13 protein-coding genes, 1 tRNA gene, 1 other RNA gene and 2 pseudogenes are annotated in these 14,569 nt (G+C 74.6%); 8 read left to right on the forward strand and 9 right to left on the reverse strand.

The features are described 5' to 3' along the window. Nucleotides 1-143: 143 nt before the first annotated feature. On the reverse strand, nt 144-359 hold the full coding sequence (locus tag IO33_RS0114505; RefSeq protein ID WP_390987542.1) for a hypothetical protein: 216 nt from the start codon (nt 357-359) through the stop codon (nt 144-146). Between the two features lie 94 nt (nt 360-453). Between IO33_RS0114505 and upp the strand changes: the two genes are divergently transcribed. After that, entirely contained in the window at nt 454-1,089 is a 636-nt protein-coding gene (gene upp, locus IO33_RS0114510; RefSeq protein WP_031164597.1) for a uracil phosphoribosyltransferase, read from the forward strand. A gap of 118 nt (nt 1,090-1,207) precedes the next feature. Here the strand turns inward: upp and IO33_RS0114515 are convergent, their stop codons facing one another. The 7 genes from IO33_RS0114515 to IO33_RS53535 all read right to left on the reverse strand — a co-directional run bounded on the left by IO33_RS0114515 (nt 1,208) and on the right by IO33_RS53535 (nt 6,039). Next, nucleotides 1,208-1,840, reverse strand: a complete 633-nt coding sequence (locus IO33_RS0114515; protein ID WP_078963628.1) for a LytR C-terminal domain-containing protein — start codon at nt 1,838-1,840, stop codon at nt 1,208-1,210. 103 nt (nt 1,841-1,943) lie between these two features. Continuing rightward, nucleotides 1,944-2,240: a type II toxin-antitoxin system VapB family antitoxin gene (locus IO33_RS0114520; protein WP_004943146.1), complete on the reverse strand. Its 297-nt coding sequence runs from the start codon at nt 2,238-2,240 to the stop codon at nt 1,944-1,946. 327 nt (nt 2,241-2,567) lie between these two features. After that, on the reverse strand, nt 2,568-2,690 hold the full coding sequence (locus IO33_RS53530) for a hypothetical protein (RefSeq protein ID WP_280921795.1): 123 nt from the start codon (nt 2,688-2,690) through the stop codon (nt 2,568-2,570). A gap of 54 nt (nt 2,691-2,744) precedes the next feature. Further along, nucleotides 2,745-3,065 carry a hypothetical protein gene (locus IO33_RS0114530; protein WP_031164602.1) on the reverse strand — a complete coding sequence of 107 codons (321 nt, stop codon included), beginning with the start codon at nt 3,063-3,065 and terminating at the stop codon, nt 2,745-2,747. A 97-nt stretch (nt 3,066-3,162) separates the two neighbouring features. Next, nucleotides 3,163-3,840: an HdeD family acid-resistance protein gene (locus tag IO33_RS0114535; protein ID WP_031164604.1), complete on the reverse strand. Its 678-nt coding sequence runs from the start codon at nt 3,838-3,840 to the stop codon at nt 3,163-3,165. Between the two features lie 87 nt (nt 3,841-3,927). Continuing rightward, a complete protein-coding gene (locus IO33_RS0114540) occupies nt 3,928-4,530 on the reverse strand; it encodes an HhH-GPD-type base excision DNA repair protein (RefSeq protein ID WP_031164606.1) in 603 nt (200 codons plus the stop codon). 75 nt (nt 4,531-4,605) lie between these two features. Beyond that, nucleotides 4,606-6,039 carry an FG-GAP-like repeat-containing protein gene (locus tag IO33_RS53535; RefSeq protein ID WP_031164608.1) on the reverse strand — a complete coding sequence of 478 codons (1,434 nt, stop codon included), beginning with the start codon at nt 6,037-6,039 and terminating at the stop codon, nt 4,606-4,608. 167 nt (nt 6,040-6,206) lie between these two features. Between IO33_RS53535 and IO33_RS0114550 the strand changes: the two genes are divergently transcribed. From IO33_RS0114550 to IO33_RS52395, 5 genes and pseudogenes are all read left to right on the forward strand, one after another. Then, on the forward strand, nt 6,207-8,546 hold the full coding sequence (locus IO33_RS0114550; RefSeq protein WP_031164610.1) for a penicillin acylase family protein: 2,340 nt from the start codon (nt 6,207-6,209) through the stop codon (nt 8,544-8,546). Beyond that, complete coding sequence (locus tag IO33_RS0114555) at nt 8,539-9,174, forward strand: GNAT family N-acetyltransferase (RefSeq protein ID WP_051926716.1); 636 nt, start codon at nt 8,539-8,541, stop codon at nt 9,172-9,174. The genes IO33_RS0114550 and IO33_RS0114555 overlap by 8 nt, the downstream gene beginning before the upstream one ends. A gap of 30 nt (nt 9,175-9,204) precedes the next feature. Next, nucleotides 9,205-9,453: pseudogene (locus IO33_RS0114560) on the forward strand (SDR family oxidoreductase); the annotation flags it as partial. A 58-nt stretch (nt 9,454-9,511) separates the two neighbouring features. Further along, nucleotides 9,512-11,290 (forward strand): copper resistance CopC/CopD family protein, encoded by a 1,779-nt coding sequence (locus IO33_RS0114565; protein WP_245235784.1) that lies wholly within the window; start codon nt 9,512-9,514, stop codon nt 11,288-11,290. 278 nt (nt 11,291-11,568) lie between these two features. Then, nucleotides 11,569-11,697 (forward strand): annotated as a pseudogene (locus tag IO33_RS52395) (site-specific integrase); the annotation flags it as partial. A gap of 61 nt (nt 11,698-11,758) precedes the next feature. Here the strand turns inward: IO33_RS52395 and IO33_RS0114570 are convergent. Continuing rightward, nucleotides 11,759-11,846 (reverse strand) — tRNA-Ser (locus IO33_RS0114570). A gap of 97 nt (nt 11,847-11,943) precedes the next feature. Here IO33_RS0114570 and ffs point away from each other — a divergent pair. Together ffs and IO33_RS0114575 are read left to right on the forward strand one after the other, a co-directional pair. Beyond that, nucleotides 11,944-12,038, forward strand: an RNA gene (gene ffs / locus IO33_RS46615) — signal recognition particle sRNA small type. A gap of 55 nt (nt 12,039-12,093) precedes the next feature. After that, on the forward strand, nt 12,094-14,466 hold the full coding sequence (locus IO33_RS0114575) for a DNA polymerase III subunit gamma and tau (RefSeq protein WP_031164614.1): 2,373 nt from the start codon (nt 12,094-12,096) through the stop codon (nt 14,464-14,466). Nucleotides 14,467-14,569 lie beyond the last annotated feature (103 nt).

The raw sequence follows: 14,569 nt of genomic DNA on the forward strand, positions 1-14,569 counted from the left end.
TCGTTGCCGCCACCTGCGGATCGTACGCGGCTTTTCCGCGCACCCACGCACCCCCACCTCGCAAACGACGGGGCGCGCGCGGAACTTCCTCACCGAGAACTTCCCTACAGTGTCGTGCTCACAAGGCTCACAGGGGTTCCTCCCTACCAGCGGAACGTCCGCATGCGCATCGCGTGGCGCAACCGTGCGGCCTTGGCGCGTCGCGGCTGGACCCGGGCGCGCAGCGCGCGGGCCTCGGCGAGGTCGCGCAGGAACCGGGCCCGGCGGCGCCGCCGCTCGGCGTCCGTCTCCGGTGCCGGTGGTTCGGTTATCTCGGGATCGCCGCCCGTGTCGTCGGGCAGCTCAGGCAGTTCAGGCACGTCGCACCACCCCAGTCCTCCCTCCCACTTTCCCCCGGACGGCGGGTCCGACGCCAGGGTCGGCGGGGTGTCGGGCGCGGGTACCGTTAGGGGCATGCGTCTCCACGTCGTCGACCACCCCCTGGTCGCCCACAAGCTCACCACGCTGCGCGACCAGCGCACCGACTCCGCGACCTTCCGCCGGCTGGCCGACGAGCTGGTCACCCTGCTCGCCTACGAGGCCACACGGGACGTGCGCACCGAGGCCGTCGACATCCGGACGCCGGTCGCGCAGACCACCGGCGTCAAGCTCGCCCGCCCGCGCCCGCTGGTCGTGCCGATCCTGCGCGCCGGCCTCGGCATGCTCGACGGCATGGTCCGGCTGCTGCCGACCGCGGAGGTGGGCTTCCTGGGCATGATCCGCAACGAGGAGACGCTGCAGGCCTCCACGTACGCCTCGCGCATGCCGGAGGACCTCTCGGGCCGCCAGGTGTACGTCCTGGACCCGATGCTGGCCACGGGGGGCACGCTGGTCGCGGCGATCCAGGAGCTGATCAAGCGGGGCGCCGACGACGTGACCGCGGTCGTCCTGCTTGCGGCTCCCGAGGGCGTCGAGGTCATGGAGCGGGAGCTGGCGGGGACGCCGGTGACGGTCGTGACGGCGGCGGTGGACGACCACCTCAACGAGCACGGGTACATCGTGCCGGGGCTGGGGGACGCGGGGGACCGCCTGTACGGCGCGGCTGAGTAGTCCGTCCGGCGGGGTGCCGCTGGATCGCCGTTCGCGGGTGCGGGTGCGTCGTGACGTGTCGCGCCCACGCGGCGGAGCCGTACGTCGACGCAGCCTTGTGCCCCTTCGGGGGCGCTCGTCAGCAGCTCTTTTCGGGAGATGCCGTCGGCTTCGGTGCGCTCAACGCGGTCAGTGCCTGCTGAGCGGCCGCAGGCGGGGTCAGGCCCTTGAAGGCGTCGCCGATGATCAGGTCCACGGCGGCGCCCTTGCGGCCGGCGGCGGTGCGCTGTTCGGCGCCGGAGACCTCCGTCGCGAGCACCGCCAGTGAGGTGTTCCGGGCGTCGGGCGGGCCGAGGAGTATCCCGGTGCCCTTGACCTTCTTGTCGAACTCCCCGCTCGCGTTGCCCACGTCGCCGATCTTGAAGCCGCGTTTCCCCAGCGCGTCCGCGGTCTCCTTGGCGAGCCCGGTGCGCTGGGTGGCGTTGTAGACGTTCACGGTGATGTCGCCGGGCCTGGGCAGGGTCCTGACCTGGGCCGCCGGTGCGGCCTTGGTCCGGCAGCCGGTCCTGGCGGAGGCCACCGCGCCCTTCTTGCCGCCGGTGAAGACGTCGATGAGCTGCAGGGTGCCCCAGCCGAGCAGGCCGAGGACGGCGACGGACGCCACCACCGCGGCCACGAGCCTGCCGCGTCGGCGCGGCGGACGCATCCGAGGGTATTTGTCCCCCGTGATCCGGTACTGGCCGCCCATGCCAGGGGGAGTCAGCATGCTCATGGGCGCAGCGTAGTGCGCCTGGGCGGCGATGCCTATTAGATGATCAGTCGATGCCGCTCAGCGGAACCCGAAAGGGTCAAGGACGACGGCCGTGGCGCGCCGGTCAGTCCAGTTCGAGCACGCGCGCGTGCAGCACCTGGCGCTGCTGGAGGGCGGCGCGGACGGCGCGGTGCAGCCCGTCCTCCAGGTAGAGGTCGCCCTGCCACTTCACGACGTGCGCGAAGAGGTCGCCGTAGAACGTCGAGTCCTCCGCCAGCAGGGTCTCCAGGTCGAGCTGCTGCTTGGTGGTCACGAGCTGATCGAGGCGGACCGGGCGCGGCGCGACGTCCGCCCACTGCCGGGTGCTTTCCCGGCCGTGGTCGGGGTACGGCCGGCCGTTTCCGATGCGCTTGAAGATCACACGGAAAGCCTACCGGTCAAGACGTTCCGGGCGCAGCCATGGCGGCGGAGTGCGGCGCTTGAAAAGATGCCGCAAACCGGGCGTAGGTGCAGCTATCGGGAGGAGGTGCCGGGCGTGAGCGACCGCGGGACCGCCCCGTCCCCCGCCGTTCAGGACGCCGGCGGCCTCGGATTCCTCCGTTCGGCCGAGGGCGAGTCGCTGCTCCCGGCCGAACCGGACGGGGCGGTCCGCGAATTCGGGCCGCACGGCCGTTGTGCACAGGCTGTGGACCGCGAGCGGGGCGGGAGCCGCCGGCGGAGGCGGTCGCCCGCCCCCGCCGGCAGCGGTTCAGCGGCCCTGTTGTCCGGGCGGCCGCGGCGGTTCCTCCTTCTGCTCCGGCCTGGGTGCCGCCGCACGTCTGGCCTCCGCGCGCAGCAGGGCGCGCAGGACGGCGTAGGGATCCATGGGCATGGCTGTGCTCCTTGCGTCGAGCCGACCGACCTGTCGCGGGGGAACGCGGGTCTGTCAGCAGCGCAGGACCACCGTGCGCAGCAGGGGAGGGGAGTACGGCACCCGTGGCGTGGCGTGGCACGTCCGGGCCGCCGGCCGGGCGGGTCCCGGGTCGGGAAGGGGCGCCGGACGCTCGGGCGCGTCGGCCCGGTGGACGACGCGGGCGGGCGGCCGTACGAGCGCGTCGAAGACGTCGTGCTCGAAGGCCTCGTCGGATACGCCCAGCGCGGGGGCCGCCTGGGCCTGCGCGTGGACGCCGGGCACCCACAGGGCGAGGAGCAGCACGAGCACCCGCAGCCAGGTGCGGCTGCGGGGACGGCTCGGGGTCCTGCTCACAGTGGGTGTCTCCCCGGGGCGGACGCGGAATGCCGCATGCCGGGCGCGAGATTCGCCCGCTCGGCGGAGGAGCGGGGCGCGCGGTTGACGCCCGGGATCACACGGTCTGCGGGACGGCCTTGGCCCGGCGGCGGATGCCGAACGAGGTGACGATCTCGGTGATCCCCACCACGACCAGCCAGATGCCGGCGACGACGGTCAGCACGGCGACGGACCGGAACGGCGAGTCGATCAGCACGATCCCGGCGACGAAGGTGACGATCCCGAGGAAGATCTGCCAGCCGCGGGCGGGCATCCGGGGATCGTGCAGGGCGGCCAGGGTCTGGGTGATGCCGCGGATCAGCCAGCCGATGCCGATCCACAGGGCGAGCAGCAGGATCGACTGCATGGGCCCGCGGAAGCAGAACAGGCCGAGCAGGACGGACACGGCGCCGCTGATGAAGGCCAGCACGCGCAGCGAGGTCGTCTTGTGCGTGCCGAACGCGGAGACCAGCTGGAAGATGCCGCTGACCAGGAGGTAGACGCCGAAGAGGACGCCGGCGGCGAGCAGGGAGGGGCCGGGCCACACCAGGACCAGGACGCCGAGGATCAGCGAGGCGATCCCGGTGCCCAGGACCACCTGCCAGGCGGCCCGGGACAGGGCGTGCAGGGGGCCTTCGAACGGTGGCTCGGGCTCGTGGTGCGCGTGCCCCGCGCCGGGCGACTGTGTCGCGTGGGCGCGCTGGTCGTCGTACTCACGGCCCCAGTCCGGACCGCTGTTCGGTGCCTCGGTCATGGTCCATGCTTGGACCGGCAAAGCGGGGGCGGCCAGCAGAGAAGGGCCGATCGGGTGACGCCCGGGGCGTCTGCGCGTCCGGAGCCTTTACCCGCGGGAGGCCTTCGCCGCCTTCGCCGCCGCCTTCAGCTCCTGCTTGTGGGCGCGGACCTTCGCCAGCGACTCGGGCCCGGTGATGTCGGCGACGGACCGGAAGGACGTCGCCTCGCCGTACGCGCCCGCCGCCTCCCGCCAGCCCGTGGGGGTGACCCCGAGCTGCTTGCCGAGCAGCGCGAGGAAGATCTGCGCCTTCTGCTTGCCGAAACCGGGCAGTTCCTGCAGCCGCTTCAGCAGCTCGGCGCCGCTGCCGACGCCCCGCCAGACCGCCTCCGCGTCCCCGTCGTAGTGCTCGACGAGGTACTGGCACAGCTGCTGGATGCGCTTGGCCATCGAGCCCGGGTAGCGGTGTACGGCCGGCTTCTCGGAGAGCAGCGCGGCGAAGGCCTCCGGGTCCAGCGCGGCGATGTCGTGGGCGTCGAGATCTCCGCCGGCCGCGACGCCGAGCCGGTCGGCGATGGTCCGGGGTCCCTTGAACGCCCACTCCATCGGGACCTGCTGATCCAGCAGCATCCCGGTCAGCGCGGCGAGCGGACTGCGCCCGAGCAGCGCGTCGGCCTCGGGGTCCTGGGCGAGGTGCAGGGTGACGTCCATGCGTCGATCATGCCTCGCCCGGGACCCGCCCGCCGCCCGGCCGGCCCCGGGTCCGCCCGCCGCGGTGCAGGTGCGTTACCGGGTCACCGAGGTGCTGGGCAGTGCGGCGCCGAAGCTGAGCGCGGCCGAGCCGGGGGTGATGCCGGCGCTCTGGCCGGAGATGGCGACCGAGCCGTTCGTCACCGGTCCGCCGGCCGAACCGCGGGCGGCCCACACCAGGCCGTCCGTGTTCTCGCCGGGAGCGCCGACGAGGGCGTCGGCCTTCCCGTCCTTGTCGACGTCGGCGAGGTGGACGGCCCAGCCGAAGTAGTCCTCCGACTCGGCGGTGCCGGGAACGCCCGCCGTGTTCTGGGTGTAGCCGGTGGCCTTGGCGCCGGTCAGCCCGGTGGCGGAACCGCGCAGCAGCACGGCCTCACCAGCCCACTTGGCCGAGCCGACGGTCTTGTACGGCACGCCGACGAACACGTCGGCGTACTTGTCGCCGTCGACGTCGCCGATGCTGAGCGACGAGCCGAACTGGCCGCCGTCCTTGCCGACCCCGGGTACGCCCGGCGTGTCCTGGTGGATGGCCACCGGCTGCTGGCCGGCGGCGATGCCGTGCGCGCTGCCGTACAGGACCTGGATCTCGCCGCCGGTGTGGCCGCCGCTCGGGACGCCCGTGACGAGGTCGCCGTAGCCGTCGCCGTTGACGTCGCCGACCTGCCCGTACCAGCCGTGGGCGAGCGGGAGCGAGGCCGGGGTGGCGGCCGGGTCGTCCTGGACGACGCTCAGGGGCCCGCTGTCGGCCAGGACGGGACCGGGCAGCGAGAACAGCTCGGCCTTGCCGTCGCCGTCCACGTCACCCATGACCACACTGCGCTTGAGGCGCTGGCCGAGGTACTGGGAGGCCGGCTTTCCGCTCCGGGTGAAGGGGCCGGTGTAGGTGGCGCTCTGGCAGGTGCTGCCGACGGCCAGCTCGGGGGCGCCGTCGCCGTTCATGTCGCCGGTGGCGAGCGACTGCCCGAAGAGGCAGTAAGAGCTGCCCTGACCGTATCCGGCGGGCGGGGCGATGTCGGCGCCGCCCTTGAGGCCGCCGGGGCCGCCCCAGATCACCGTGACGCTGCCGCGAAGGCCCTGTTGCAGACCGAAGTACTTGCGCGGCGTGCCGACGACCAGGTCCGCGTATCCGTCGCGGTCCAGGTCGGCGGTGGTGACGGTCTGGCCGAAGCGGTCGTTCTTCCCCGGGGTTCCCGGAATCCCGGTCGTGGCCTGGGTGATGACCTGGCGGTGGGCCGTGCTCACGCCCGAGGCCGAGCCGTACAGCACGACGACGGCGCCGGCCTTCGTCACGCTGCCGTACTTGGCGTCCGGGGCGCCGATCACGACGTCCCGGTACCCGTCCCCGTTGAAGTCGTCCTGGACGGTGGCGGTGTTGGCCCCCTTGTAGGGGGCGGCGGCGGATGCCGGCGGCGCCGGTGGAACGGCGGCGACGGCGGCGAGCACGGCGCCCGCGGTCAGAACTCTGCGCACTGAATCTCCCCCACTGGTGACGGACGCCCCACTCGACCCACGACGTACTCGAATGGTTGTACGTCTGCCGGTACGGCCCCCGGCCCGGTGTGCCGCACGGCTCGCGTACGATTCCCCCACCGCTGAATACTTAGGCAAGGCTTACCTAAAACAGAGGGGGTTCCCGGGTGACCACCGAGACCTACCGCGACACCTGGGGCATCCCCCACCTGCGCGCCTCCGGCGCCCGCGAACTGGCCCGGGCCCAGGGGCGGGTGACCGCGCTCGACCGCGCCTGGCAACTGGAGGTCGAACGCCACCGCTCCCAGGGCACCTCGGCCTCGTTCCTGGGCGCGGACGCCCTCTCGTGGGACGTCCTCGCCCGCCGGGCCCGCCTCGACGACACCGCCCGCCGCTGCTTCGCCGCGCTGGAACGCCGGGACGCCGAGACGGCCGAATGGGTGCGCGCGTACGTGGACGGCGTCAACGAGGGTCTGCCGGAAGGCGCCCGTCGCGCCCCGGAGTTCACCCGCACCGGCCTCGGCCCCGGCCGCTGGCGGCCCTGGACCCCGCTCGGCGTCTGGCTCGCCACCCACCTCCTCTTCGCCGGCTTCCCGGCCAAGCTCTGGCGCGAGCAGGCGATACGGCACCTCGGCCCCGACGCCGTGGGCCTGTTCGCCACCGACGGTCCCGGCACCGCCGGCAGCAACGGCTGGCTCGTGTCCGGCGCCCGCACCGAGTCCGGGCACGCCCTGATCGCCGGCGACCCGCACCGCTTCATCGAGGACCCCGGCGTCTACCAGCAGATCCACCTCTCCTGCCCCGAGTTCGACGTCATCGGCCTGGCGGTGCCCGGCGTCCCCGGCATCGCCCACTTCGGCCACACCGGCACGGTCGCCTGGGCCATCACCAACGCCATGGCCGACTACCAGGACCTGTACCGCGAACGCCTGCGCCGCGCGGGCGCGGGGGTCGAGGCCCTCGGCCCGGACGGCCGCTGGCACCGGGCCGCACGGCACACCGAAACGGTGGAGATCGCCGGTGAGCCCCCCATCGAGATCGAACTGATCGAGACCCCCAGGGGCCCGGTGATCGCCGGGGGGCCGGAGGGGCTGGCGTCGGGGGTTGTCGGCGGGTCCCGGGGCCCGGCAGTGGCCGGGGGGCCGGAGGCGGGGGGCGTCGGCGGGGAACGGGGCCCGGCGATCGACGGGGAGCCGGAAGGCTCAGGCGTGGGGGATACCTCGGCATGGCCGTACGACCCGCAGGCCGCCGACGGCGGGGACGGCCCGCGGAGGCCACTCGCAGCCGACGACGAAAGCGGTACGGGGGGTGCGGGTGGGAACGGAATCGCCGCCGACGGCGAAGCCGGGGCGCTCGCCCTGCGCTACCCGCCCCGCGTCACCGAAGACCTCGGCTTCAGCGCCCTCCTCCCCCTCCTGAGGGCCCGCACGGTCCAGGACGTCGACCGCGCCCTGGACGCCTGGGCCGAGCCCGTCAACGTCGTGCAGGCCGCCGACACCCAGGGCGGCACCCTCCACCGCGTCGCCGGCCGCGTCCCCGTACGCGCCCGGGCCAACCGCCTCCATCCGGTCCCCGCCTGGCAACCCGGCCACGACTGGCACGGCTGGCACCCGACGCCGTACGCCCCCGTGACCGACGGCATCGCGGTGATGGCCAACCAGCGCGGCCCCGCCGCCCCCCTCGGCGTCGAGTTCGCCCCACCGCACCGCGCCGACCGCATCCGCGCCCTCCTCGACACGCGCCGCACCTGGACCGCCGACGGCATGCCCGCCATCCACACCGACACCCACCTCGCCTCCGCCGCGCCCCTCCTCGACCACCTCGCCGCCCTCGACGGCCTCGGCCCCCAAGCGGCCCGCCTGCGAAGCCGCCTGCTCGCCTGGAACCGCCGCATGGACGCCGACAGCGCCGACGCGGCCGACTACGCGGCCGTACGCTCCGCGGTCGTACGGCGGCTCGCCGCCCACCCGGTGTTCGCCCCGCTCGCCGAACCCCCGGCCTACCCGGAGGTCCTGCTCCCCTGGCTGGCGCTCGTCCCGCGCGTCGGCCACGCCCTCGAACACCTGCTGCGCGCCGAGGAGTCGTACGGCGTCGACCGCCCGGCCGTCGTCCGCGCGGCCCTGGAGGAGGTGGCCGCCGGGCGGCCGGCCGGCACCTGGTCCGACACCCACCGCCTCGCCCCCTGGCGGGCGCTCCCGGACACATCCGGGGCCCCGGAACCCGGACTCGCCGGTGACCACGACTGCGTGCTGTGCACCTCCGCCGTCCCCGGCCTCACCGACCGCGCCGCCCGCGGCCCGGCCGCCCGGTACGTCTGGGACCTCGCCGACCGCGCGGACAGCCGCTGGGTGGTCCCCCTCGGCGCCGACGGCGTCCCCGGCACCGCCCACCACCGTGACCAACTCCCCTTGTGGCTCACGGGGCAACTCGTCCCCGTCGTCACCGACTGGACCCTGCTGACCCTGCAGGAGCGCACCCTGGAACCCACCGAGGAATCCCATGACTGACCGCCCCGAGGAAGCCTTCGCACAGCACGTCGACGGCTTCGGGACCGTCCGCATCCGCCCCCTCGACCCGGCGTCCGACGCGGACGTGGTGCACGGCTGGGTGAGCGAGGAACGCGCCGCCTTCTGGGGCATGAACGGCCTCACCCGGGACCAGGTCGCCGACGTCTACGCCCACATGGCCGGCCTCGACACCCACCACGCCCACCTGGTCACCAGGGACGGCACACCGGTGGCCCTGCTGCAGACGTACGAGCCGGCCGCGGACCGGGTCGGCGAGTGCTACGACGTCCTCCCGGGCGACCTCGGCGTCCACGTCCTCCTCGGCCCCGCGGGCCCCGACGGCCACCGTCCCGGCTGGACCTCCGCGCTGCTGGGAGCGATGACGGGCTACGCGCTGCGCGGCCTGGACCGGCGCCGGCTCGTGGTCGACCCGGACGTGCGCAACACCAAGGCGATCGCCCGTTTCGAACGCCAGGGCTTCGTGCGCGGCCCCGCCGTCGTCCTGCCCGAGGTGGACATCCCCGACGTGTACCTGCCCGAGAAGCACGCCCAACTCGCCTTCCTGGAAAGGGCGGTGGCCTTCCCGGAGGACCAGCCTTCCCGGCGGGCCGGCCTTCCGGAGGACTAGCCTTGCCCGGGCGACGACGACGCCCGAAGAGCCCTGGAGTACGGGCCCGACGGCATCCGCGTCCACACCGTCTCGCCCGGCCTGATCGACCGGGAGGGCCTGGCGCAGGCCTGGCCGGAGGGCGTGCGCCGCTGGCTGGCAGTCGCCCCCACCGGCCGGCTGGGCCGGCCCGAGGACGTGGCCGACGCGTGCGTGTTCCTGGCCTCGCCGCTCGCCCGCTGGATCACCGGCCACGACCTGACCGTGGACGGCGGCGTCTCGGCCCGCCCGACGTGGTGAGCACTCCGGGCGATCTCTGCGTACTCCTACGCGGGGCAGGCGGCGAGGGAGGGGCGAGGTGCGCGAGGAACACCGGTGGTGGCAGAGGCTGACCCTGCTCTGCGCGGGCCTCCTGGCCCTGCTGCTCGGCGCGGCGGCCCCCGCGTCGGCGCACGCGGCCCTGCGCACGACCGACCCCGGCGACGGCAGCGTCGTGCGCACGGCTCCCCGGCACGTCACCCTGACCTTCACCGAGTCGGTCGGCCTGCTCACCGACTCCTTCCGGGTCTACGACCCCCGCAACCACCAGCTGCGCACCGGCCCCGCCGACCACGCCCCGGGCCGCTCGGACACGGCCCGCGTCTCCCTGCCCGCCAAGCTCGCCACCGGCACCTACACGGTCGCCTGGCGCGTGGTGTCGGCGGACAGCCACCCGGTGTCCGGCGCGCTCACCTTCTCGGTCGGCAAGCGCACGGCGACGACCGTGCGCCCGGTGTCCGACGCCACGGAGAACCCCGCCACGGCGGCCCTGTACAACATCGCCCGCTGGCTCGCCTACCTCTGCCTGGCCCTGCTCCTCGGCACGGCCGCGTTCGTGGCGTACTGCCGCCCGCCGGCCGCGGCCCCGCTGCGCGCCCCGGCCCTGGCCGCCGCCTGGACGCTGCTCGCCACGACGACCGCCCTGTTCGTCCTGCGCACCCCCTACGAGGAGGGCACCTCCCCCGTGCGGGCGCTCTCCCCGCGCGCCCTCGCCCACGCCGCGGAGAGCCGCCCCGGCGCCCTTCTGCTCGCCCGGCTGGCGCTGCTGCTCCTCGCGGCAGCCGCGGTGGCGCTGCTGAGAGCCCGCCGCAGAAGGCTCCCGCGCCGGGCCACCCTCGCCGTGGCCGCGGCCGTCGCCCTGCCCCTCGCCCTGACCTGGGCGGCGGCCGAACACGCCTCCGCGGGCCTCCAGGTCCCGCTGGCGATCACCTCCGCCACCCTCCATCTGCTGGCCATGGCGGCCTGGCTCGGCGGACTGGCCGCGCTGCTGAGGGTCCTGCACCGCACGCCCGACCTGCCGGCCTCGGTCCCGGCCCGCTTCTCCCGGCTGGCCTCCGTCTCGGTGACGGTGCTCGTCCTGACCGGTGTCCACCAGTCCTGGCGGGGCCTCGGTTCCTGGCAGGCGCTCACGGACACGACGTACGGCCGCACCCTGCTGGCCAAGCTGGCGGCTGTCATCGCGCTCCTGCTGGCGGCGGCCTGCTCCCGCACCTGGACGACCCGCCTGACGCGGGCCCCGGCGACGCGGACGACGCCCAGCGCCCGCGTCCCCGAACCGGCCGTGGGACCCCCGCTGCCGCCGGAACCCCCCGCACCGCCCCCGCAGCTGTCCTTCCACCTCCTGCGCCGTTCGGTGCTGGCGGAGGCGGCCGTCGGCGTGGTGGTCCTGGCCCTGACGACCCTCCTGACGAGCACGGTGCCCGGCCGGACGGCCACCGAGGCGGCCCGGACCGCGGCACCGGCGAGCGGCATCCCGACGGCCTCCGTCACCACGGTGCCCTTCGACCTCGGCACCCCCGGCGGCCACGGCAAGGTCCAGATCACCCTGGACCCGGGCCGGGTGGGCCGCAGCTCCGTCCAGGCAGTGGTCTACGGCCCCGACGGAGGCCTGTCCACGGTGCCCGAACTGCGGGTCACCTTCACCCTGTCCGCCCGGCGGATCGGCCCCCTGGACACCCGGGTCACCGACCGGGGCGGCTACTGGGCGGCCGACACCTTCGACCTCCCCCTGCCGGGGACCTGGACGATGAAGGTGACCGTACGGGCGTCGGACGTGGACCAGGTGACGGTGTCGGCACCGGTGCGGGTGACGCGGTAGGCGCCGTGTCCCCGCCCGCGTGTGAGGACGGCTCGGGGTCTCGCCTGAACGGCCGTCTTCTACCGGGGCAGCGCAGGGGGTCTTTCTCCTCGCTCACGCGACGAGTCCGCGCGTGCTGCTGAAGGGAAAGCGAACAGGTCCAGCGTCCGCGAACAGGAAATGCCGTCGCACGATCCGGGTCGCCCTCGGTGAGGCCGTTCGGCGCGGGCGCGTCGCCCTGGGTCATCGCCCTGGCGCTCGGGCTCCGGCAAGGGGAGGCGCTGCTGCACCGGGAGGACTTCGCCTCGCCGATCGGCGGGCCGCTGAGCCCGAGCACCGGCTTTCACGTCTGGAAGCGGCTTCTCCGGGATGCGGGCGTACGAGACGGCCGCCTCCGTGACGCTCGCCACACCGCCGCGACCGTCCTCCAACGTCGAAGGGCCCCACTGCGGACAGTGGGGCCCTTCGACATCGTGCCCGGTGAGGCACTGGCGGAGGATACGAGATTCGAACTCGTGAGGGGTTGCCCCCAACACGCTTTCCAAGCGTGCGCCCTAGGCCTCTAGGCGAATCCTCCGCCGGAAACATTACATGACCGAGGGCAGTGCTCGCGAACCCGTTCTCGCAGGCCCGCATCCGTTACGGCCCGCGGGCCGCGATCGGGTACTGTGGGCGCAGCCCCTCACGCGGCGCTATCTGACTGAACTCCCCCAGGGCCGGAAGGCAGCAAGGGTAGGTCGGCTCTGGCGGGTGCGTGGGGGGCCCTTGCGTTCCCGCTCCGCGGCCGGGGCCGGTTGTCAGTGGGCGCCTATAACCTCGTATACGTGTCGTCTCTCGCGCTGTACCGCCGCTATCGCCCGGAGACCTTTGCCGAGGTCATCGGGCAGGAGCATGTCACCGACCCGCTGCAGCAGGCGCTGCGGAACAACCGGGTCAATCACGCGTACCTGTTCAGCGGTCCGCGCGGCTGCGGCAAGACGACCAGCGCGCGGATCCTCGCCCGCTGCCTGAACTGCGAGCAGGGCCCCACGCCGACCCCCTGCGGGGAGTGCCAGTCGTGCCGGGACCTGGCGCGCAACGGCCCGGGCTCGATCGACGTCATCGAGATCGACGCGGCCTCGCACGGTGGTGTGGACGACGCCCGTGAGCTGCGCGAGAAGGCTTTCTTCGGTCCCGCCGGCAGCCGGTACAAGATCTACATCATCGACGAGGCCCACATGGTCACGTCGGCCGGCTTCAACGCGCTGCTGAAGGTCGTCGAGGAGCCGCCGGAGCATCTGAAGTTCATCTTCGCCACCACCGAGCCCGAGAAGGTCATCGGCACCATCCGGTCCCGGACCCATCACTACCCCTTCCGGCTCGTGCCGCCCGGCACCCTGCGGGACTACCTCGCCGAGGTGTGCCAGAAGGAGACCATCCCGGTCGAGGACGGCGTGCTGCCCCTGGTCGTGCGCGCCGGTGCGGGCTCGGTGCGTGACTCGATGTCCGTCATGGACCAGCTCCTCGCCGGCGCCCGAGCGGAGGGTGTGACGTATGCCATGGCCACCTCCCTCCTCGGCTACACCGACGGCTCCCTCCTCGACTCGGTCGTCGAGGCCTTCGCCACCGGTGACGGCGCCGCCGCCTTCGAGGTCGTAGACCGTGTCATCGAGGGCGGCAACGACCCGCGGCGGTTCGTCGCCGACCTGCTGGAGCGGCTGCGGGACCTGGTGATCCTGGCGGCCGTGCCGGACGCCGTGGACAAGGGGCTCCTCGACGCCCCGGCCGACGTCCTGGAGCGCATGCAGGCCCAGGCCGCCACGTTCGGCGCCGCCGAGCTGAGCCGCGCCGCCGACCTAGTCAACGACGGCCTGACGGAGATGCGCGGCGCCACCTCGCCCCGCCTGCAGCTGGAACTGATCTGCGCGCGCGTGCTGCTCCCCGCCGCCTACGGCGACGAGCGGTCGGTCATGGCCCGTCTCGACCGGCTGGAGCGCGGCGTCAGCTTCTCGGGCGGGGCCGGCGCGCCCGCCATGGGGTACGTCCCCGGACCCGAGGCCCACACAGGTGGCGCCCCCGTGCCGGCCGGCGGCCCGGCCGCGGCCCGCGCGGCCGTGCGAGCGTCCAGCGGCCCGGGCCCGGGTGCTCCGGGCGCCGGTGGTGCCGGTGGTCCGGGCGTGGGCGGGCCGGGAGCCGGCGGCCCCGGTGCGGGCGATCCGGGTGTCGGGGGTCCCGGTGCCGGAGGCCCGGGCGTCAGCGGTCCGGCTCCGGCCGTCCCGGCGCCCGCCCCGCCGACGGCACCCGCACCGGCTCCGGCAGCGGCCACCCCGGCCGCGTCCACGGCCCCCGCCCCCGAGGCCCCGGCCCCGCCGCCACCTTCCACGGCCCCCGGCACTCCCTCCGTCGCCTCCGCCGCTCCCGGCGCCTGGCCCACCGCCGCCGCTGCCGGAAGCGGCCGGCGGCCCGGTGGCTGGCCCACGGCCGCGGCACCGGCGGGCGGCCAGCAGGGCCAGGCACCCGGCCGGGCCCCCGCCCCGCCGCAGCACCAGGCGGGCGGCCCCGCGCCGACGGCCCCCGCGGCTGCGGCGCCGGCCCCGCTCGCGGCCGCCCCCGCCGGCGGTGTCGATCCGCGGGCCCTGTGGGACAACATCCTGGAGGCGGTCAAGAACCGCCGCCGCTTCACCTGGATCCTGCTCAGCCAGAACGCCCAGGTGACCGGCTTCGACGGCACGACCCTGCAGGTCGGCTTCGTCAACGCCGGTGCCCGGGACAACTTCGCGAGCAGCGGCAGCGAGGACGTCCTGCGGGCGGCGCTGGCGGAGCAGTTCAACGTGCAGTGGAAGATCGACGCGGTCGTCGACCCGTCCGGCGGGGGATCCGTACCCACGCCCGCCGGGGGCTTCGGCGGCGGAGGCGGTTACGGCGGCGCTCCCACCGGTGGCGGCGCGGGCGGTGGGTACGGCGCGCCCGCCGCGCCCCGTCCCGCGGCTTCCCCGGCGGCCCCGCAGCCGTCCGCGCCCACGCCGTCCGGCCGGGCGGCGGCGTCTGCCGCCCCCGCCCCGCAGCCCATGGCCGCTCCCGAACCGCCGGCCGTCTCCATCGAGGACGACATCCCCGAGGACGACGACCCGGACCTGGACGAGTCGGCCCTCTCCGGCCACGAGCTGATCGTCCGGGAACTGGGGGCGACGGTGGTGGAGGAGTTCTCCAACGAATAGGCGCCCGGGTCGCGGCGGTCACCTGCGGCCGGCCGCGGACGGGCGGGCCGGGGCCCGGCGGCGGGCGGCTTGTAGGAAAGCCCAACAAACCCGCCCCCCGGTC

This window comes from Streptomyces durhamensis, assembly GCF_000725475.1.
Taxonomy (GTDB): Bacteria; Actinomycetota; Actinomycetes; order Streptomycetales; family Streptomycetaceae; genus Streptomyces; species Streptomyces filipinensis.

Bases quoted from the DNA above. Each gene is read 5' to 3' on its own strand.
- upp (WP_031164597.1), top strand. From the start codon at position 454: ATGCGTCTCCACGTCGTCGACCACCCCCTGGTCGCCCACAAGCTCACC.
- IO33_RS0114515 (WP_078963628.1), bottom strand. From the start codon at position 1,840: ATGAGCATGCTGACTCCCCCTGGCATGGGCGGCCAGTACCGGATCACG.
- IO33_RS53530 (WP_280921795.1), bottom strand. From the start codon at position 2,690: ATGCCCATGGATCCCTACGCCGTCCTGCGCGCCCTGCTGCGCGCGGAG.
- IO33_RS0114535 (WP_031164604.1), bottom strand. From the start codon at position 3,840: ATGACCGAGGCACCGAACAGCGGTCCGGACTGGGGCCGTGAGTACGAC.
- IO33_RS0114540 (WP_031164606.1), bottom strand. From the start codon at position 4,530: ATGGACGTCACCCTGCACCTCGCCCAGGACCCCGAGGCCGACGCGCTG.
- IO33_RS0114555 (WP_051926716.1), top strand. From the start codon at position 8,539: ATGACTGACCGCCCCGAGGAAGCCTTCGCACAGCACGTCGACGGCTTC.